Genomic DNA, 19125 nt, shown 5'->3' with positions numbered 1-19125 from the left:
GAGGAGAGAAAGCCACAGGGGCGCTGACCGGATTCTGAGCGGGCGGTTATGTGGTGTTCACCAAGCACCCAGCGGGTGGCGCCTACGCGCTCAAGCCACCTGGGCGTTCGCCTCATCGGCCCGGCGCATGACCGTGCAGATGGTCTCGTAGAGCTTGGCGATCTCGATGGGCTTGGCCACATGATCGTCCATGCCGGCCGCCAGATAGTCGCTCACCTGATGCGACAGGGCGTTGGCGGTCAAGGCGATGATCGGAATGCGCGGCCGCCGGGCCTGGGCCTCCTGACGACGGATTTCCCGGGCCGCGGCGATGCCGTCCATGACCGGCATCTGAATGTCCATCAAGACCAGGTCGTAGGCACCATGGGTCCAGGCCTCCACCGCCGCAGCACCGTCCGCAACCACCTCGACCTCAAGCCCCAGGGCGCTCATCACCGCTGACAGCACCTGTTGATTGGTGGGATTGTCCTCCGCCGCGAGGATGCGCAGGGGCGGCCCCTGGCCCGGATCGGGGGCCCCATTGTCAGGATCTGCGTCGAGATCCTGGATGGGCTCCAAGGTCAGATCGTGTGACTCGACCCTTTGCACCGTCGTCGCGGCCTGTCCCCGGGCGAGCGGCAGGCGAACCTCGAACAGGGAGCCCTCGCCCTCTCGGCTGCGCGCGAGAATCTCGCCGCCCATCATCTCGGTCAGTTCTCGGCAGATGGACAGGCCAAGGCCCGTGCCGCCAAACCGCCGGGTGGCGGTGGAATCGGCCTGGGTGAACTTCTCAAACAGTTGCGGCAGCTTGCCGGCCGGCACGCCGACCCCGGTATCATGGACCGTCAGGATCAGCCCCCCCAGCGGATCGGCGACAAACCGGGCCGAAACACTGCCGGTCAGGGTGAACTTGACGGCATTGGACAACAGGTTGCCGAGGATCTGGCGGATGCGATTGGGATCGCCCCGCCACAATCCCTGGGCGCTGGGCTCGATCTCGACGGAGAAGGCCAGGCCACGGCTCTGCGCCATGACGCCATAGCTTGCCCGGGCGGTGGCCGCCACGGTTTCCAGGTCGAAGTCTTCCTCCACCAGGGTGAGCTTGCCGGCCTCGATCTTGGAGATGTCGAGGACATCATTGATCACGGTGAGCAGGAGTCCGCCGGACTGGCGGATCACCTCCAGCCGCCCGCGCTGAACGGCAGGCAGCCGGTCCATGGCCATCACGTCAGCCATGGCCAGCACCCCGTTCAGGGGGGTGCGGATCTCGTGGCTCATATTGGCCAGAAACTGGGACTTGAGCACATTGGCGGCATTGGCCGCATCCCGCGCCTCCACCAGCTCGTCCAAGGTCTTGTTGAGGTCCTGCTCCCGGGCGTCCAGACGGCTGAGCAGATGATTGAAACTGACCGCCAGACTGCCGAACAGGTCGTCCCGGGCCGTAAGGCTGATGGGCGTGAACTGGCCGCTGGCCGCCACCCTGCGCATGGCCTCCGAAAGATTCTGCACCGGCGCGATCACCTGATGGGCGAGGCTGCGGGACAGGAACAGGGCTACCCCGACGCCGCCGAAAAACAGGGCGCCGGTAAGGGCGGCAAATTGGGGCAGGAGGCTCGCCAGCCGGGGGGGCCGCGCCTGGACGCTGAGCTCGCCGATCATGGCCCCGCCCCAGCTCAGACGGTGGGCCACTGTCAATACCGATTTGGGAGCCTCGCCTGCCGCGGTGAACTGGGCCAGGACGCCGCCCTTGGCGTCGGTGAGACGGACGCTGGAAATCCGCGGATCTCGGCTGAGGGCACCTACGGCAGCACCCACCGCCGCAAGATCGCCTCGGGCCACGGCCGGGGCGGCGAGATCGGCGGTGACCACCGCCAGGGCTTCATAACTGGACCGCGCCTGTTCCCGGGCCACAGCCCACTGCTGCAGCATGAAGGTCGCGCAGGCCGCCAGCAGGACCACCACCGTCGTGACAAGCGCCACACCGGCGACCTTCGCATGGAAGGTCGCCTCATGCCGGGCACCGGCAGGGTCAGAAGGGCGGTCCTTGACCAAGATCGGGGGAGCTCCTTGGCGGGCGGGTCCCTCGTTCTAGGGGAATAGTCCTAATCATTCGCTTCTGGTCACCGGCCCCCCGAAGAAAGCGCAACCTGTGCGTGAAGGTGTCGCGGTTGCAAGTGGTGACAGACGTTAACTTCTGGTTTAGCTTGGTTAACATTCCGTTAACCCCCAGGAGGGATGCCCCCATGGAAAAAGCGTTTGTCGCCCAGCGTGTCGCCAACAAGCTGTTTGCGACCGAAGAGTCCGTCGATGCGGCCCTGGTCGAGGCCACCGAGCTGATGACCGAGATGCTCAAGGCCCGTAAGGAAGTCGGCGTCTCCACCGTGTTCGGGGACGAGGCTGCGGCCAAGCTCATCGAAGCCATCAAGGCGCTCGGCGAGGCCCGCACTGCCATGGTCGGCGTGCATGGGGAGCTCAACGAAGCCAAGCTCCGCCTGGGCATCCGCACCAAGCTGTTTGGCCCCGATAAGCCGTTCGAGCCTGCTCGGGATATGCCCGCCATGCGTGACGTGGGCTGATTGCAATAGATTAACTTCGTTGCGCCTCTAATCAGCGTTAGAGGCGCAACGATGTCACCCAATCTAACCTATCTCGCGGCATGGCTGCTGCTTTGGCTCGCCCTTGCCGCGTCCTGCGGCTATGCCTTTCGATATGGGGGGCCTGCCGAGAGATCAGCAGCTGTCCTCATATTGCTGATTGCTATCTTAAGTACAGTTGCCCGCATTTTCTTCAGTCAGGAAGATATCCTGGTTCCAAGGCTGATTGCTGAAGGGGTGGCCGCCCTGGGCTTTCTGGCTTTGGCCTTCAGGTTTTCGAGCCTCTGGATTGGCGGCGTCATGATCCTGCAGGCCGCACAATTTTCAATCCAAGCCTTTTACTTTGTAACAGATCGCCACCACGACATATTCTATGTCGTCTTGAATAATCTGAACTTCCTTGGGATTCTGATCTGTCTGGCCGTGGGCACTTGGGTTGCCCGCCGAAGGCTGACCCAGGGCGGGGCGGCGTCGAGCCCCGCCGAGACCCTCTGAGATCGACCCCCGCAAAAACTGCTTGTCCTGAGAGGCAAATGCGCGTTTCTGCCCGGCGGGCCACGCCCTCCCAACGGGGCGCTGCTCATCTGCAAGGATGGGAGACATCGCAGTGACTGATCATACCAAGCCCGCCATGCGGCCGGCTCGCCCCGAGTTTTCGTCCGGCCCGTGCGCCAAGCGCCCCGGATGGACCCCCGAAAACCTCACCAACGCCGTCCTAGGGCGCTCGCACCGCTCCAAGCCGGGCAAGGCGCGGCTGAAGGACGCCATCGACCGCACCCGCCAGGTGCTGGCTGTCCCCGACGAATTCCTGATCGGCATCGTCCCTGGCTCCGACACCGGTGCCGTCGAGATGGCCATGTGGTCGATGCTGGGCCCGCGGCCCGTGCAACTGCTGGCCTTTGAGAGCTTCGGCAAGGACTGGGTCACCGACGTGACCAAGCAGCTGAAGATCGAGGCCGAGGTCCTGTCGGCCCCCTATGGCCAACTGCCCGACCTGACCAAGGTGCGCAAGGACGCCGACCTGGTCTTCACCTGGAACGGCACCACCTCTGGGGTGCGGGTCCCGAACGGCGACTTCATCGCTGACGATCGGGAAGGCGTGACCATCTGCGACGCCACCAGCGCGGCGTTCGCGCAGGACCTGCCCTGGGCCAAGCTCGATGTGGTCACCTTCTCCTGGCAGAAGGCACTCGGCGGCGAGGCCGCGCACGGCGTCCTGATCCTGTCGCCCCGCGCCGTCGCCCGCCTGGAAAGCTACGTCCCCGCCTGGCCGATGCCCAAGCTGTTCCGGATGACCAAGGGCGGCAAGGTGAACCTCGAGATCTTCGAGGGCGCCACCATCAACACCCCGTCCATGCTGTGCGTGGAAGACGCCATCGACGCCCTGAAGTGGGGCGAGCGCATTGGCGGCCTGACGGAGATGCGCCGCCGGGCCGACGCCAATCTCGATGTCCTGGCCCGCTGGGTTGAAAAAACCGACTGGGTGGCGTTCCTGGCCGCCGATCCGGCCATCCGCTCCAACACCTCGGTCTGTCTGAAGGTGGTGGACCAGAGGGTCACCGCCTTGGATGAGGCCGCCCAGGCCGAATTCGCCAAGAAGCTGGCCTCGCTCCTGGAAAAGGAAGCCGTGGCCCTGGATATCGGCGGCTACCGTGACGCCCCCCCGGGCCTGCGCATCTGGTGCGGGGCTACGGTGGAGACCTCCGACCTGGAGGCTCTGACCCCCTGGCTCGACTGGGCCTTTGAGTCCCTGGCCGCCGACCTTCAGGCCGCCTGATCCCCGACAGACCTTGAGGTGGCGCGCCCCCAGCGCGCCCCTTTTTCCCAGAATTCACCGCCTCGCCGCGACCGGCAGGCGCGCACCCAGAAAGACATCCCCATGCCCCGCGTCCTGATCGCTGACAAGCTGAGCCCCGCCGCCATCGAGATCTTCAAACAGCGCGGCGTCGACGCCGATGTGAAGACCGGCCTGACCAAGGACGAACTGCTCCAGATCATCGGCGACTATGACGGCCTGGCCGTCCGCTCGGCCACCAAGGCCGACAAGGACGTCATCGCCGCCGCCAAGAACATGAAGGTCATCGGCCGGGCCGGCATCGGGGTCGACAATGTCGACATCCCGGCCGCCACCGCCGCCGGCATCGTGGTGATGAACACTCCCTTCGGCAACTCGATCACCACGGCCGAACACGCCATCGCCATGATGTTTGCGCTCGCCCGCCAGCTCCCCGCCGCCGACACCTCCACCCAGGCCGGCAAGTGGGAGAAGAACCGCTTCATGGGCGTGGAGGTCTACGCCAAGACACTGGGTCTGATCGGAGCCGGCAATATCGGCTCCATCGTCGCCGACCGGGCGCTGGGTCTGAAGATGAAGGTGGTGGCCTATGACCCCTTCCTGTCGCCGGAGCGCGCCGTGGAGCTGGGCGTCGAGAAGGTCGAGCTGGACGAGCTGCTGGCCCGGGCCGACTTCATCACCCTGCACACCCCGCTCACCGACAAGACCCGCAACATCCTGTCGGCGGAAAACCTCGCCAAGGCCAAGAAGGGCGTGAAGATCATCAACTGCGCCCGCGGCGGCCTGGTGGACGAAGCTGCGCTCCGCAAGCTGCTGGACGAGGGGCACATCGGCGGCGCAGCCTTTGACGTGTTCGTCGAGGAGCCGGCCAAGGCCAATGTGCTGTTCGGGGCCGAGAACTTCATCGCCACCCCGCACCTGGGTGCCTCGACCAACGAGGCCCAGGAAAATGTCGCCCTGCAGGTGGCCGAACAGATGAGCGACTATCTGCTCACTGGCGCTGTGACCAATGCCCTGAACTCGCCCTCGGTGACCGCTGAAGAGGCCCCGCGCCTGGCCCCCTTCATCGCGCTCGCCGGAAAGCTCGGGGTCTTTGCGGGTCAGATGGTTGATTACGGAGTGGCCGTCATCGACATCGCCTATGAGGGCGAGGTTTCCAAGCTGAATGCCAAGCCGCTGACGGCTGCGGCGCTGGCCGGCGTCCTGCGGCCGATGCTGGGCGACGCGGTCAACATGGTCTCGGCCCCGGCCGTGGCCAAGGAGCGTGGCATCACGCTCTCGGAATCGCACCAGGAAGACTCGCCGATCTATGAAAGCCTGATCCGCATCACCGTCACCACCGAGAAGGGCAAGCGCTCCTTCGCAGGCTCCGTCCTGGCCGGTACGCCCCGGGTGGTGGAGGTCAAGGGCATGGACCTGGACGCCCCCTTCGGCCCGACCATGCTCTACGTCAACAACGAGGATAAGCCGGGCTTTATCGGTGCCCTGGGCGTCATGCTGGCCGAGGCGGGCGTCAACATCGCCACCTTCAACCTTGGCCGGGTCTCGGCCGGCGATGACGCTATCGCCCTGGTGGGCGTCGACCAGGTGCCCAGCGAGGCCCTGCTGGCCAACATCCAGGCCCTGCCCCACGTGAAGGAAGCGCGCACCCTGCGCTTCTGAATCCCTTCGCCGGGATCATCATGGCCCCGCCTTGATCTTGTCCTTTCCGCCCCCCTTGCCTCGCTTGGCAGGCGGGGCCAGGGCGGCAAGGCGTGGGGCCGCCTGTTCCAGCACCTCGATCAGCCCTGGGTCGCCCAGGCGGGCGAGGGCGTCGGGCAGGCTCATCCACTGGCGGCGGCGCTGGCCCCGTTCAGGCCAGCGGTCCAGCTGGCGGGTGACCCGCAGCAGATAGAGGGTGACCTCCAAAGGCTGCTGCCGCTCCCCCCGGATACGGACTGAGGCATAGACGCCGAGCGGCTGGTCCTCGACCTCGCCCTCGACGCCGGCCTCCTCCAGAGCCTCCTGAGCGGCGGACGCCCACGGCGTGCGACCGCTCATGAGCCCGCCCTTGGGAAACACCCAACGCCCGGTGCGCCGGGAGGTGACCAGCAGCAGCGACAGTCCCTTATTGGTGACCCGATAGGGGATCGCCCCGGCCTGCGAGACGGGTAGCTCCAAGGCCTCGGGGTTGGGCTGGGGGATCGGCGCATGCCCCCGCCACCGGTTGATGATCCATCGCAACATCTGCGCGCCCTTCCTGGCGATGCGGCGTCTCTCGGACGCAACGCGAGACGCAGGCCCCAGGTTCTCGGTCCGGAGCAGCCCACACGATCCCTGGGCGTATCAGATTCGGCAGCCCTGGCGAGGGCGGGGAAGCCTGTGACTCATTCTGGGTTGATTGACTCTGGCGGACTCCGGACTAGAACAAAAGTAGAACAAAGGGATGAGGAGGATGTCAGGTTCCGCCGTGACCGAACGCGCTCTGGACGCCGTACGGGCGAAGATCGCCGCCCTGGAGACCGGCGGGCGGGGAGAGACTCCGTCGCTCGCCTTCGGCGATCCGCGCATCGACCGCTGCTTCCCCGGCGGCCGGGGCCTGCCCCTGCACCGCTGGCATGAGGTGGGGGGCGAAGGCATGGAGGCCGAGACGGCTGCGGCGCCGGCCGCCTTCGTCGCCCTGCTGGCGCGGCCACTGCTGAAGATGGGGCCAGCGGTCTGGATCGCCCGGCGGGACGACCTGCACCCGCCCGGCCTGGCGGGGCTGGGTTTTCCCGCAGGCGGGCTGGTCGAGGTCTGGGTCCGGGACGAGGCCCAGGCCCTGGCTGCAGCCGAGGACGCCCTGGGGGCGTCCGGGGTGGGGGCGGTGGTGGTGGAGGCCGACGCCTGCGACCTGACGGCGGGCCGCCGGCTGCAGTTGGCCTGCGAAAAGGGGCAGGCCACCGGCTTTCTGATCATCCGCCGGCCCTTTGGCGGCGGAGCGAAGGGGACGGCAGGCGGATCGGCGGCGGCCACCCGCTGGTCCATCGCCTCGGCACCTAGCGCGCCCGCAGCCGGGCGGCCTGGCCTGGGAGCGCCCCGCTGGCGGGCGACCCTGGAGCGCTGTCGCGGCGGGCGTCCCGGCACCTGGCTGTTCGAAAGTCCCGGGGCCTATTCAGACACGGAGATCCAGGATGACGCGCATCCTCTGCGCCTGGTCGCCGAGCTGGGCGATCGACAACTGGCACCGGCGCAACCCGCCCGCCCCGCAAGCCCCGCCATCCCCTTCCCCGTCAGGGGCGACGGTGCCGTCCGCCGCCGCGCCTGAGGCGCCCCTGGCCCTGGTGGAGACGAGCCGCGGAACCCGCCGGCTGGCGGCTGTGGATCGGGCGGCTGCGGCCCTGGGCCTGTTTCCCGGCCAGAAGGCCGCCGACGCCCTGGCCTATGTTCCGAACCTCGTCACCGCCGAGGCCGAGCCCGAGGCCGACGCCCAGGCCCTGCTGGCCCTGGTGGACTGGTGCGTGCGGTTTTCGCCGGCCGTCGCGCCCGATCCCCCCGACGGCCTGTTCCTGGACGTGACGGGGCTGGCCCATCTGTGGGGGGGCGAGGCCGCCCTGGTGGCCGACTTTCGCCGGCGTCTGGCCCGCAACGGCTTGCCGGTGGTCTGCGGCGTGGCCGATACGCCGGGCGCCGCCTGGGCCCTGGCCCGCCATGGGGACGGGGCCAGCCTTTGCCCGCCTAGCCGGCAGGGCGAGCTGCTGGACCATCTGCCCCCCAGCGCCCTGAGGATTTCTGCGGCCGCCTGCGCCCAGCTGGAGCGCCTGGGCCTGCGCAGGATCGCAGAGGTCCGCCGCCTGCCCCGCAGCCAGCTGGCCCGGCGGTTTGGCCTGGAGCTGATCACCCGCCTGGATCAGGCGATGGGCGAGGCGCCCGAGGCCCTGACCTTTCGCAGGCCCCCCAATCCCTGGTTTGACCGCCTGGCCCTCGCCGAGCCCATCAGCACGCCAGAGGATCTGGCCCGGGTGTGCGGCGACATCGTCGAACGCCTCTGCGCCCGGCTGAGCGCCGAGGGCCAGGGCGCCCGGCGCTTCGAGCTCGCCTATCACCGGGTGGATGGTCGCCCCCAGACCGTGGAGGTGGGCCTGGCCGTGGGCGCCCGGGAGGCTGCTCGGATCACCCGCCTCTTCCTGCCGAGGCTCGACCAGGTGGATCCGGGCTTTGGGGTGGAGCAGGTGACGCTCGCGGCCTTCGAGGTGGAAACCTTAAGCGCCCGCCAGGCGGCCCTGGCCCGGGAGCCTGTGGGCCAGAGCTCTGTGGAGATCGCGCCTTTGGTGGACCGCCTGGCCAACCGCTTGGGGACCGAACGCGTCTGGACCAGCCAGGCGGTGGAAAGCCATGTGCCTGAGCGGGCGGTGGCCCGGCGCGCGCCCTTTTCCCCTGAGACGCCAGCCCGCTGGGACCCGGCGCGGCCAAGGCCCATCCGCCTGTTTCGCCGGCCCGAGCCCATTGAGGCGACAGCGCCCGTCCCCGACGACCCGCCGGTGCAGTTCCGCTGGCGGGGCCGGCTGCACCGGGTGCGCCTGGCCGAGGGGCCCGAGCGGATCGCCGAGGAATGGTGGAAGGTGCCCATCGAAGCCGCCTCCACAACCCATGTGCGGGACTATTACCGGGTGGAGGACCAGGACGGCGGCCGGTTCTGGATCTTCCGCTCAGGCCTCTATGCGGCGGGCGCCCCGGCCAGGTGGTGGCTGCACGGCCTTTTTCCCTGACCCTCACACTCAGACACGAGGACCTGATGAAACCCAAGATTTCACTGATCACCCTGGCGGTTCGCGACTTCCCGCGGATGCTGACCTTCTATCGAGACGGGCTAGGCTTCCCGACCCACAACTTCCAGGAGGGGGAAGACTTCTGCATGTTCGCCCTGGAGGGCAGCTGGCTGGCCCTGTTCCCTCGCGAGGCCTCTGCTGAGGACGCAGGCGTTTCTCCAGAGGGCTCTGGTTTTTCAGGCGTGGTCCTGTCTCACAACGCGCCCTCTCGCACCGAGGTGGACAGCGTCTTTGCTCATGCGCTGAGCGTTGGAGCCCAGGAGATCAAACCGCCCCATGAGGTCTTTTGGGGCGGCTATTCCGGTTACTTCGCCGACCCCGAGGGCAACCTCTGGGAAGTCGCTCACAATCCATTCACCGATCTGAGCTGACATGCCCGCCTATGCCGAGCTGATGGCGGCCAGCAACTTCTCCTTCCTGCGGGGTGCCTCCCACCCCTGGGAGCTGGTGGCCACCGCCGAGGCTTTGGGGATTTCGGCCATAGGCGTCTGCGACCGCAACAGCCTGTCCGGCGTGGTGCGGGCCTGGAGCGCCGGGCGCGAGCGCAACATCAAGGTTCTGACCGGCGCCCGGCTGGACTTCGCCGACGGGACGCCGAGCCTGGTCTGCTACCCCAAGGACCGGGAAGCCTATGGCCGCCTGACCCGCCTGCTGACGCTCGGCCAACGGCGGGCGAGGAAGGGGAGCTGCGAGCTCTTCTACGAGGACTTCGCCGCCCATGCGAAGGGCCAGATGGTGCTGGCCGTGCCGCCCACCCAGCTGGACGAGACCTTCGCTCAGGCCCTGGCCAGGATCGCCGGCGACTTCCAGGGCCAGGTCTGGCTGGCGGCCGCCCGGAGCTATGGGGCCCGCGACCTGCCCCGGCTGGCCCATCTGCAGGCCCTGGCCAAGGCCAGCGGCGCGCCCATGACCGCAGTCAATGACGTGCTCTATCACGGGCCAGAGCGGCGTCCCCTGCAGGACGTGCTGACCTGCATCGCTGAAAAGACCACCATCGATCAGGCCGGCTGGCACCTGGCGGCCAATGCCGAGCGGCACCTGAAGTCACCCTCCGAGATGGCCCGGCTGTTTGCCCGCTTCCCAGAGGCCCTGGAACAGTCGGTGGCCGTCGCCGGCCTGATTGGTTTCGACCTGTCAGAGCTGCGCTATGAATATCCCGACGAGCCCGTGCCTGTGGGCAAGACCCCCATCGCCCACCTGCGCGACATCACCTGGCGCGGGGCTTCTCAGCGCTACCGCCGGGGCGTGCCGGACAAGGTCCGCAAGCTCTTGAACCACGAGCTCGATCTGATCGAGCGGCTGGACTACGCCAACTATTTCCTCACCGTCCACGACATCGTCGCCTGGGCCAGGGCTCAGGGCATCCTCTGCCAGGGGCGAGGGTCTGCGGCCAATTCCTGCGTCTGCTTCTGTCTGGGCGTCACGGCGGTGGACCCCACCAAGCCCGACCAGGACCTGCTGTTTTCCCGCTTCATCTCCGAAGAGCGCGGCGAGCCCCCGGACATCGACGTGGATTTCGAGCACGAGCGCCGCGAGGAGGTGATGCAGTATGTCTATGGCCGCTATGGCCGCGACCGGGCGGCGATCTGCGCCACCGTCATCCACTATCGCCCCCGCATGGCCATCCGCCAGGTGGGCAAGGCGCTGGGCCTCACCGAGGACGTGACCGCGGCCCTGGCCGGCACGGTCTGGGGCAGCTACGGAACCGGCACGCCCGACGACCATATCCGCCAGACCGGCCTTGATCCGGACAACCCCCAGATCCGCAGGGCCACCACCCTGGCGACCCAGCTGATCGGCTTTCCCCGTCACCTGTCGCAGCATGTAGGGGGCTTCATCCTCACCAAGCGGCGGCTGGACGAGACCGTGCCCATCGGTAACGGGGCCATGAAGGACCGCACCTTCATCGAATGGGACAAGGACGACATCGACGCGCTCGGCCTGATGAAGGTCGATGTCCTGGCGCTGGGCATGCTGAGCGCCCTGCGCAAGAGCCTCGCCATGCTGCGGGCCGACCATGGCCAGCACCTGCACGACCTGGCCGACATCCCCCAGGAGGACCCGGCGGTCTATGACATGCTGAGCCGGGCCGATTCCGTCGGTGTCTTCCAGGTGGAGAGCCGGGCCCAGATGTCCATGCTGCCCCGCCTGAAGCCCCGCAGGTTCTATGACCTGGTGATCGAGGTGGCCATCGTGCGGCCAGGCCCGATCCAGGGCGACATGGTCCACCCCTATCTGCGCCGGCGCGAAGGCAAGGACCCGGTACACTTCCCCGCCCCCCATCCCGACCACGGGCCGGCCGATGAGCTGAAACAGGTGCTGGGCAAGACGCTCGGTGTGCCGCTGTTCCAGGAGCAGGCCATGCGCCTGGCCATCGAGGCGGCCAAGTTCACCGACGCCGAGGCCAACGGCCTGCGCCGGGCCATGGCCACCTTCCGCCACCACGGCAATGTGGGGGACTATGGGGTCAAGTTCATCGAGGGCATGGTCGCCCGGGGCTATGACCCCGATTTCGCCAGGCGCTGCTTCGCCCAGATCGAGGGCTTCGGCGCCTATGGCTTTCCCGAAAGCCACGCCATCAGCTTCGCCCTGCTGGTCTACGCCTCGGCCTGGGTCAAGCAGCGCTGGCCCGACGTGTTCTGCGCCGCCCTGCTCAACAGCCAGCCCATGGGCTTCTACCAGCCCGCCCAGCTGGTCCGGGACGCCCGTGACCACGGGGTGGAGGTGCGCGGCCCCGACATTCTGGCCAGCGCCTGGGACTGCACGCTCGAGACTCCGGACGCGGCGGGGCGGCTGAAGGCCGTGCGCCTGGGCCTGCGGATGATCAAGGGCCTGAACCGCGAGGAGATGGACCGACTGATCGAGGCCCGGGCGGCCGGTGCCGACACCCTGCCGCAGCTGGCCCGTCAGGCTCGCCTGTCGCAGCGGTCCCTGGAGCTGCTGGCCGAGGCCGACGCCTGCCGGTCGCTTGGCCTCGACCGGCGCGCAGCCCTGTGGCTGGCCAAGGGGCTGGTGGGCGAGGGCCGGGTGGAGGACACAGCCCCCCTGTTCGCCAACAGGGGGGGCATGGGGGCGTCAGAGATCCAGGCCGACCTGCCCCTCATGAGCCTGCCCCACCAGGTGGCCGAGGATTACCGGACCACGCGCCTGTCCCTGAAGGCCCATCCCTGCGGCTTCTTCCGCCGCAGGCTTACCGAGCAGGACGCGGTTCCCGCCGCCCAGCTTCCCGCCCTGCGACATGGCGCCAAGGTCTGTGTGGCCGGCCTCGTCCTGGTCCGCCAGCGGCCCGGCACAGCCAAGGGGGTCACCTTCGTCACCCTGGAGGACGAAACCGGGCCGGCCAATCTGGTGATCTGGAAGGACGCCTTCGAGGCCCACCGCCGCCTGGTGATGACCTCGGCCTTCCTGCTGGTCCATGGCCGGCTGCAGAAGGCCGGTGAGGTGATCCATGTGGTTGCCGAACGCTTCGAGGACCTGACCCCCCAGCTCTCCCGCCTGCGCGAAGACCGGGCCGAGATCGGCGTCGGCTCTAAGGTCACCGGCCGCCTGATCCGCAGCCGGGACTTTCATTGAGGGCGGGCGCGCCTGTTTCTACAGCTCCAGAACCCTTGACCGCAGAATTATTGTAACTACATTTTTGGGGTCGCTGGATGGAGATCAGCTTCGACGAAGGTAAGCGAGCCGACACCCTAACTCACCGGGGTCTGGACTTTGCCGACGCCCATCAGGTCTTCGCCGGCCGACACCTGACCCTGAGAGATGACCGGCAAGATTATGGAGAGCCACGCTTTCAAAGCATCGGCTGGCTGAAGGGACGAATGGTGATGGTGGTCTGGACGCCTCGGATCGAGGCGCGCCATGTCATCTCAATGAGGAAATGCAATGACCGCGAGCAGCGACGTTACGCCCCCTGGCTGGACGGATCCGGACGAGGCGGTCGAATGGTCCGATGAGGTTCTGTCGCGGGCCGAATTGCGAGACGGTGACCGGATTCTGCGCCCAGCCTCCGGCACCCTGACGAAACGCGGACGCCCACCGCTGGACAATCCGAAGCGCCAGGTGACCCTGCGTCTGGACAGCGACCTTCTGGACCAGCTCCGGGCCACGGGACCAGGTTGGCAGAGCCGGATCAACGACCTCCTGCGCAAGGCGGTCGGGGTCTAAGACCCTCCGAAACTCAACCCCCTTGACCCCGCCGCCGCCGCCCCGTTTCCTCCCCTCCCGGACAGGGAGGGAATCTTGACCATGCGAGCTTGGGTTGTAGCGGCGGCCATCGCGCTCCTGGGGACGCCGGCCGGCGCCGAGACGGTGCGGGCCACCGTCGAGAGCGGGGTCCTGGCCGGGGAAGCCACCGCGCGGGCACAGATCTTCCGTAATATCCCCTTCGCCGCCGCCCCGGTAGGGGCGCTGCGCTGGGCCCCGCCCCAGGCGCCCGCCCCCTGGAGTGGGACCCGGCCGGCGGTGGCCGCGGGCCCCTCCTGTCCCCAGCCCATGCGCGAGGACGGTGCCCCCAATGCCGGTGGCGCCAATGGCCCCATGAGCGAGGACTGCCTGCAGCTCAACGTCTTCGCCCCCCTGTCGAGCCCCGGGGCCAAACCCGCCCCGGTCATGGTCTGGATCCATGGGGGCTCGCACCGTACCGGCGCCGGCTGGGTCTATGACGGTCAGAACTTCGCCCGGGACGGGGTGGTGCTGGTGAGCATCAATTACCGGCTTGGCCCCCTGGGCTACTTCGCCCACCCCGCCTTGACCAAGGCGGCCGGGGCCAAAGCGCCGCTGGGGTCCTATGGTCTGATGGACCAGATCGCGGCCCTGAAGTGGGTCCAGCGCAATATCGCCGCCTTTGGGGGCGATCCGAACAATGTGACGGTGTTTGGCGAATCCGCCGGCGGCATGAGCACCCTGGCGATCCTCGCCACCCCAGAGGCCAAGGGCCTGTTCCACAAAGCTATCGTCCAGTCCGGGGGCGGCTGGTTTGAGCCAGACAATCTGGCGGCCCAGGAAAAGATCGGCGTCGCCGCCGGTGAAAAGCTCGGCCTGCCCCCCAGGGCCACAGTGGCCCAGTTGCGGGCCGTCCCCGTCGATAGCCTGATCAAGACGGTCGAGGGGGACTTCGGCCCCTTCCCCGATGGCCGCCTCCTGCCCCGGACCGCAAGCCAGGCTTTCGCCGCCGGCCAGGCCGCCGATGTGCCGCTGATCATCGGCTGGAACAATGGCGAGGACAGCCTGCTCGGCGGACCCGGCGGCGGGGCGCGGTTCGCCGCTGGCCTGCCCCCCATGGCCAGGGCCTTCTATCCAGATGCCGCAGGTGAGGGTGACGAGGCCTTTGGCCGGGCGGTGTTCACCGACCGGGTGTTCGGTGCCCCGGCCCGCTGGGTCGCTAGCCAGGCGTCCGGTGGCGCCCCGGCCTATCTCTACCACTTCTCCTATGTGGGCGAGCGGTTCCGGGGAATGCTGAGCCGGGCCCACCACGCCGCCGAGATCCAGTATGTGTTCGAGTACTGGGGCCGCCGCACCCCTGAGAGCATGGTCGGGGCAGAAGATCGGGCCATGGCCCGGCTGATGCACGGCTGCTGGGTCGCCTTTGCCCGGACGGGAACCCCGCAGTGCGAGGGCCAGCCCTGGCCCGCCTATAGCCCGGTGGAGGACCAGCTGCTGGAGTTCGGCGCCGAGACCGGTGTGCGCCAGGGCTTTTCCAGGCGCCCCTTCGACGCCCTGGAACAGTTCACCCTGCCCACCCTGGCCCTGCCGGCGCAGTAGCCGGCGGCGGGCGCGAAGGCGGCGGCTTAGTCCTTGGCGCGTTCCACATAGGAGCCGTCCTCGGTGAGGACGACGATGCGGGTGCCCGCGGTGATGTAGGGGGGGATCATGACCCGCAGTCCCACATCGGTCATGGCCGGCTTGTAGGAGGATGAGGCCGTCTGGCCCTTCATCGCCGGCTCGGTGTCGGTGATCTCCACCGTCACCCGAGACGGCAGGGAGATGGCGATCGGCACCCCCTCATGGGTGGAAAGCTGCACCTTCATGCCGTCCTGCAGATAGACCTTGGCGTCGCCGATCACGTCTTCCGGGGCCACGAGCTGGTCGTAGTTCTCCGGGTTCATGAAGTGATAGCCCTCGCCGTCATTGTAGAGGTAGGTGTGCTCCCGCTCCTCCACAAAGGCCCGCTCCACCTGCTCGGTGGTGCGATAGCGTTCGGACACCTTCACCCCATCGGAGATGCGGCGCATGTTCAGCTGGGTCACCGGCGTGCCCTTGCCGGGATGGATGTTCTCGACGGTCAGGACCACGTAGAGCTTGCCGTCCATATCGACGACATTACCCTTGCGGAGCGAGCTGGCGGCGACCTTCACGTGATGTCTTCCTCAAACCTGGTCGGGCCGGCAGGGGCCCGCTTGATCTCAAAACCTCTAAAGGTTCACGGGCACCTATAGGATCGCAGGCGTTTTCGCCAGCGTCTGCGCCCATTTTCCCCTTCCCCCGGACAGCTTCTCCCATGACGCAGACGACCACACCCTGGTGGGACAAGGGCGCGCACCAGGATCGCCGGCCCTTCCTGACCGCCCGTAGCGCCATCACCAAGGCCGTGCGCCGCTGGTTCGAGGACCAGGGTTTCACCGAGGTAGAGGCCGCCGCCCTGCAGGTCTCCCCGGGCAATGAGGCCCACCTGCACGCCTTTTCCACAGAGGCCATCGGGCCCGATGGACAGCGCAGCGCCATGCACCTGCACACCTCCCCGGAATTCGCGGCTAAGAAGCTGCTGGCGGCTGGGGAGACGAAGATCTTCGACCTGGCCCGGGTGTGGCGCAACCGGGAGCGTGGACCCCTGCACCATCCGGAGTTCACCCTGCTGGAATGGTACCGGACGCACGCTGCTTACGAGACCCTGATGGAGGACTGCGCCCGACTGCTGGCCCTGGCAGCCCAGACCCTGGACACCCGGACGCTGACCTGGCGGGGCGCTGTGGCGGATCCCTTCGCCGAGCCAGAAAGGGTGAGCGTGGCCCAGGCTTATGCGCGCTTCGCCGGCATCGACCTCCTGGCCACGGTGGGCGAGGACGGAACCACCGATCGGGCGGCCCTGGCGGCCGTGGCAGCCGAGGCAGGCATCCGGGTGGCGGCCGACGACACCTGGGCCGATATCTTCAGCCGGATCATGGTGGAGAAGGTGGAGCCCAACCTGGGCTTTGGCCGGCCCACCATCCTCTGTGAATATCCCACCGCCGAGGCCGCACTGGCCCGCCCCAAGGCCAGCGATCCTCGGGTGGCCGAACGCTTCGAGCTCTATGCCTGCGGGGTGGAGCTGGCCAACGCCTTTGGCGAGCTCACCGACCCTGCCGAACAGCGCCGCCGCTTCGACGCCGAGATGGACGAGAAGGCCAGGGTCTATGGGGAGCGCTATCCCATCGACGAAGACTTTCTGGCGGCACTGACCCACATGCCACCCGCCAGTGGGGCGGCGCTTGGCTTTGACCGTCTGGTGATGCTGGCGTCGGGCGCCCAGCGGATCGAACAGGTGATCTGGACCCCGGTGGCGCAGGTCTGACAGGGGGCTTCCATTGCAGGCCGGCCCCATCTCAGCCATATGCCGCCGATGACGAGCCCGGCCACCAAGACCCTGCGCACGCCCTCGGCCCTGGCCGAGGCCGGGCTGATTGCGCCTGCCGACATTGCCCCCCTGGAGGCTGTGGCCGCCCGCTACGCCGTGGCCATCACCCCCTATCTGGCCCAGCAGATCGCCAAGGGTGGGCCGGGGCTTTCCCGCCAGTACCTGCCGGACCCCGCCGAGTTGGACATCCAGCCCGAGGAGCGGGCCGATCCCATCGGCGATCACGCCCATATGCCGGTCAAGGGGATCGTCCATCGGTATGGCGACCGGGCGCTTCTGAAGATCACCCATGTCTGCGCGGTCTATTGCCGCTTCTGCTTCCGCCGGGAGATGGTGGGGCCAGGGGGCGAAGGCGCCCTGACGCCCGCCGAACTGGCCGACGCGCTCGCCTATCTGGCCGACCACAGGGAGATCTGGGAGGTCATCGTCACCGGCGGCGATCCCCTGGTGCTGTCGCCGCGAAGGCTCTCTGAGCTTATGGCCGGCCTTTCCGCCATCGACCATGTGAAGGTGGTGCGCTTCCACACCCGCCTGCCGGTGGTCGATCCAGCCGCGGTGACCGACGAGCTGGTCGCGGCCCTGAGCGCGCCCGGCAAGGCGGTCTATGTGGCCCTGCACGCCAACCACCCCGATGAGCTGACGCCGCAGGCCCGCGCGGCTTGCGCCAAGATGATCGACGCAGGGATCGCCATGGTCAGCCAGAGCGTGCTGCTGCGCGGGATCAATGACGATGCGGCGGTCCTGGGTGCCCTGATGCGCGGCTTCGTCGAAACCCGCATCAAGCCCTACTATCTGCACCAGGGGGATCTCGCGCCGGGCACCAGCCACTTAAGGGTGCCGATCTCAGAAGGCCAGGCCCTGATGCGCAGCTTACGCGGCGACTATTCGGGCCTCTGCCAGCCGACCTATGTGCTGGACATCCCCGGGGGCTACGGCAAGTCGCCCATCGGCCCGGCCTATATCGAAGGGGCCGACGGCGCATACGAGGTCGAGGACCCGCAAGGGGTCCGGCACGCCTATCCGCCGCCCCATTCTACCTAAGGGCTGAGCCCTAGAGGATGTAGCGCGACAGGTCGGTGTCCCCGGTCAGGCCGCCCAGGCGCTCGCGGACATAGTCGGCGTCGACGGTGAGCGTCTCGCCATCCTTGTCGGCGGCGGTGAAGCTGATCTCCTCCAGCACCTTTTCCATCACCGTCTGCAGGCGTCGGGCGCCGATATTCTCCAGGGAGCCGTTCACGGCCACAGCCGAATCGGCCAGGGCATCGATGGCTTCCTCGGTGAAGGTCAGCGTCACCCCCTCGGTGGCCAGCAGCGCCTGGTTCTGACGGATCAGATTGGCCTCGGGCTCGGTGAGGATGCGGCGCAGGTCATCCCGCGTCAGCGCTTTCAGCTCCACCCGGATCGGCAGGCGGCCCTGCAGTTCGGGTAAGAGGTCCGAGGGCTTGGCCACATGGAAGGCGCCCGAGGCGATGAACAGGATGTGGTCGGTCTTCACCGGCCCGTACTTGGTGGACACCGTGGTCCCCTCGATCAAGGGTAAGAGGTCGCGCTGCACCCCTTCGCGGCTCACATCGGCACCAGCCCGGTCCGACCGGCTGGCCACCTTGTCGATCTCATCGAGGAAGACGATGCCGTCGTTCTCGGCCAGATGCAGGGCCTCCTGGGTCAAGGCCTCCTGGTCCAGCAGCTTGTCGCTTTCCTCGGCGATCAGCGGCGCCCAGGCGCCGATCACGGTGGTCTTGTGGGTCTTGGTGCGGCCCTGGCCAAAGGCCTTGCCCATGATGTCGGAGAGGTTCAGCACCCCCATGGACCCTGCGGGCTGGCCCGGCACGTCGAACAGGGGCATGCCGCCGGACTCCGCCAGGGTCAGCTCGACCTCCTTGTCGTCCAGCTCGCCGGCCCGCAGCTTCTTGCGGAAGCTCTCGCGGGCCGCCGTGGAGCCGGGGCCGGTGAGCGCGTCCAGCAGGCGCTCCTCGGCCGACGCCTCGGCCCGTGCGGCGACGGCGGCGCGGCGCTTGTCGCGGACCATGGCGATGGCGCTCTCCACCAGATCCCGCACGATCTGGTCCACATCGCGGCCGACATAGCCCACTTCGGTGAACTTGGTGGCCTCGACCTTGAGGAACGGCGCGTTGGCGAGCTTGGCCAGCCGCCGGGCGATCTCGGTCTTGCCGACGCCGGTGGGGCCGATCATCAGGATATTCTTGGGCGTCACCTCGTCGCGCAGGGCCTCAGGCACGCGACGGCGCCGCCAGCGGTTGCGCAGGGCCACGGCCACGGCCTTCTTGGCGTCCTGCTGGCCGACGATGAAGCGGTCGAGTTCGGAAACGATCTCGCGGGGGGAGAAGTCTGTCATGGGTT

Annotated in this window: 17 protein-coding genes; 13 read left to right on the top strand and 4 right to left on the bottom strand. The window is 67.9% G+C overall.

The genetic code is table 11. The features are described 5' to 3' along the window. Positions 1 to 90: 90 nt before the first annotated feature. Positions 91 to 2031 carry an ATP-binding protein gene (locus tag MH112_RS03415; protein WP_296563819.1) on the bottom strand — a complete coding sequence of 647 codons (1941 nt, stop codon included), beginning with the start codon at positions 2029 to 2031 and terminating at the stop codon, positions 91 to 93. Positions 2032 to 2222: 191 nt separating this feature from the next. On the opposite strand from MH112_RS03415, the gene MH112_RS03410 reads away from it, so the two are divergent. The 4 genes from MH112_RS03410 to serA all read left to right on the top strand — a co-directional run bounded on the left by MH112_RS03410 (position 2223) and on the right by serA (position 6030). Continuing rightward, complete coding sequence (locus MH112_RS03410; RefSeq protein ID WP_296563817.1) at positions 2223 to 2555, top strand: hypothetical protein; 333 nt, start codon at positions 2223 to 2225, stop codon at positions 2553 to 2555. A 51-nt stretch (positions 2556 to 2606) separates the two neighbouring features. Continuing rightward, positions 2607 to 3068, top strand: coding sequence for a hypothetical protein (locus MH112_RS03405; protein ID WP_296563814.1), 462 nt, complete (start codon positions 2607 to 2609; stop codon positions 3066 to 3068). A gap of 97 nt (positions 3069 to 3165) precedes the next feature. Next, on the top strand, positions 3166 to 4350 hold the full coding sequence (locus MH112_RS03400) for a phosphoserine transaminase (RefSeq protein ID WP_296563811.1): 1185 nt from the start codon (positions 3166 to 3168) through the stop codon (positions 4348 to 4350). A 96-nt stretch (positions 4351 to 4446) separates the two neighbouring features. Next, positions 4447 to 6030: a phosphoglycerate dehydrogenase gene (serA, locus tag MH112_RS03395; RefSeq protein WP_296563970.1), complete on the top strand. Its 1584-nt coding sequence runs from the start codon at positions 4447 to 4449 to the stop codon at positions 6028 to 6030. Positions 6031 to 6048: 18 nt separating this feature from the next. Here serA and MH112_RS03390 read toward each other — a convergent pair whose 3' ends face one another. Continuing rightward, a complete protein-coding gene (locus MH112_RS03390; RefSeq protein ID WP_296563806.1) occupies positions 6049 to 6594 on the bottom strand; it encodes an NUDIX hydrolase in 546 nt (181 codons plus the stop codon). Positions 6595 to 6802: 208 nt separating this feature from the next. Between MH112_RS03390 and MH112_RS03385 the strand changes: the two genes are divergently transcribed. The 7 genes from MH112_RS03385 to MH112_RS03355 all read left to right on the top strand — a co-directional run bounded on the left by MH112_RS03385 (position 6803) and on the right by MH112_RS03355 (position 14915). Then, a complete protein-coding gene (locus MH112_RS03385) occupies positions 6803 to 7654 on the top strand; it encodes a protein imuA (protein WP_296563803.1) in 852 nt (283 codons plus the stop codon). Positions 7655 to 7667: 13 nt separating this feature from the next. After that, positions 7668 to 9095, top strand: coding sequence for a DNA polymerase Y family protein (locus MH112_RS03380; protein WP_365786077.1), 1428 nt, complete (start codon positions 7668 to 7670; stop codon positions 9093 to 9095). 26 nt (positions 9096 to 9121) lie between these two features. Next, entirely contained in the window at positions 9122 to 9526 is a 405-nt protein-coding gene (locus MH112_RS03375; protein WP_296563797.1) for a VOC family protein, read from the top strand. 1 nt (position 9527) lies between these two features. Beyond that, a complete protein-coding gene (locus tag MH112_RS03370; RefSeq protein WP_296563795.1) occupies positions 9528 to 12728 on the top strand; it encodes an error-prone DNA polymerase in 3201 nt (1066 codons plus the stop codon). Between the two features lie 77 nt (positions 12729 to 12805). Next, positions 12806 to 13108 carry a BrnT family toxin gene (locus tag MH112_RS03365; RefSeq protein ID WP_296563792.1) on the top strand — a complete coding sequence of 101 codons (303 nt, stop codon included), beginning with the start codon at positions 12806 to 12808 and terminating at the stop codon, positions 13106 to 13108. Beyond that, the gene (locus tag MH112_RS03360; protein ID WP_296563789.1) at positions 13038 to 13319 is read left to right on the top strand and encodes a BrnA antitoxin family protein; all 282 of its coding nucleotides are present in this window, start codon (positions 13038 to 13040) and stop codon (positions 13317 to 13319) included. Before MH112_RS03365 ends, MH112_RS03360 begins: the two co-directional genes overlap by 71 nt. 81 nt (positions 13320 to 13400) lie before the next feature. After that, positions 13401 to 14915, top strand: a complete 1515-nt coding sequence (locus tag MH112_RS03355; protein WP_296563787.1) for a carboxylesterase family protein — start codon at positions 13401 to 13403, stop codon at positions 14913 to 14915. A gap of 26 nt (positions 14916 to 14941) precedes the next feature. Here MH112_RS03355 and efp read toward each other — a convergent pair whose 3' ends face one another. Continuing rightward, entirely contained in the window at positions 14942 to 15508 is a 567-nt protein-coding gene (gene efp / locus MH112_RS03350; RefSeq protein WP_296563784.1) for an elongation factor P, read from the bottom strand. Between the two features lie 143 nt (positions 15509 to 15651). Here efp and epmA point away from each other — a divergent pair, with 143 nt between their 5' ends. Then, the gene (epmA, locus tag MH112_RS03345; protein WP_296563782.1) at positions 15652 to 16701 is read left to right on the top strand and encodes an EF-P lysine aminoacylase EpmA; all 1050 of its coding nucleotides are present in this window, start codon (positions 15652 to 15654) and stop codon (positions 16699 to 16701) included. Between the two features lie 48 nt (positions 16702 to 16749). Beyond that, the gene (locus MH112_RS03340; protein ID WP_296563780.1) at positions 16750 to 17805 is read left to right on the top strand and encodes a lysine-2,3-aminomutase-like protein; all 1056 of its coding nucleotides are present in this window, start codon (positions 16750 to 16752) and stop codon (positions 17803 to 17805) included. Between the two features lie 10 nt (positions 17806 to 17815). Here MH112_RS03340 and hslU read toward each other — a convergent pair whose 3' ends face one another. Then, positions 17816 to 19120 carry an ATP-dependent protease ATPase subunit HslU gene (gene hslU, locus MH112_RS03335; RefSeq protein ID WP_296563779.1) on the bottom strand — a complete coding sequence of 435 codons (1305 nt, stop codon included), beginning with the start codon at positions 19118 to 19120 and terminating at the stop codon, positions 17816 to 17818. Between the last annotated feature and the right edge of the window lie 5 nt (positions 19121 to 19125).

Origin of the sequence: Phenylobacterium sp., from assembly GCF_022402485.1 — a bacterium.
Taxonomy (GTDB): domain Bacteria; phylum Pseudomonadota; class Alphaproteobacteria; order Caulobacterales; family Caulobacteraceae; genus Phenylobacterium.
The sequence above is the reverse complement of the archived record's forward strand: the minus strand, read 5'-3'. Positions and strand labels throughout refer to the sequence as shown.

Coding starts and splice junctions, on each gene's coding strand:
- MH112_RS03410 (WP_296563817.1), top strand. CDS start 2,223: ATGGAAAAAGCGTTTGTCGCCCAGCGTGTCGCCAACAAGCTGTTTGCG.
- MH112_RS03405 (WP_296563814.1), top strand. CDS start 2,607: ATGTCACCCAATCTAACCTATCTCGCGGCATGGCTGCTGCTTTGGCTC.
- MH112_RS03400 (WP_296563811.1), top strand. CDS start 3,166: ATGGGAGACATCGCAGTGACTGATCATACCAAGCCCGCCATGCGGCCG.
- MH112_RS03390 (WP_296563806.1), bottom strand. CDS start 6,594: ATGTTGCGATGGATCATCAACCGGTGGCGGGGGCATGCGCCGATCCCC.
- MH112_RS03385 (WP_296563803.1), top strand. CDS start 6,803: ATGTCAGGTTCCGCCGTGACCGAACGCGCTCTGGACGCCGTACGGGCG.
- MH112_RS03375 (WP_296563797.1), top strand. CDS start 9,122: ATGAAACCCAAGATTTCACTGATCACCCTGGCGGTTCGCGACTTCCCG.
- MH112_RS03370 (WP_296563795.1), top strand. CDS start 9,528: ATGCCCGCCTATGCCGAGCTGATGGCGGCCAGCAACTTCTCCTTCCTG.
- MH112_RS03365 (WP_296563792.1), top strand. CDS start 12,806: ATGGAGATCAGCTTCGACGAAGGTAAGCGAGCCGACACCCTAACTCAC.
- MH112_RS03360 (WP_296563789.1), top strand. CDS start 13,038: ATGACCGCGAGCAGCGACGTTACGCCCCCTGGCTGGACGGATCCGGAC.
- MH112_RS03355 (WP_296563787.1), top strand. CDS start 13,401: ATGCGAGCTTGGGTTGTAGCGGCGGCCATCGCGCTCCTGGGGACGCCG.
- epmA (WP_296563782.1), top strand. CDS start 15,652: ATGACGCAGACGACCACACCCTGGTGGGACAAGGGCGCGCACCAGGAT.
- MH112_RS03340 (WP_296563780.1), top strand. CDS start 16,750: ATGACGAGCCCGGCCACCAAGACCCTGCGCACGCCCTCGGCCCTGGCC.
- hslU (WP_296563779.1), bottom strand. CDS start 19,120: ATGACAGACTTCTCCCCCCGCGAGATCGTTTCCGAACTCGACCGCTTC.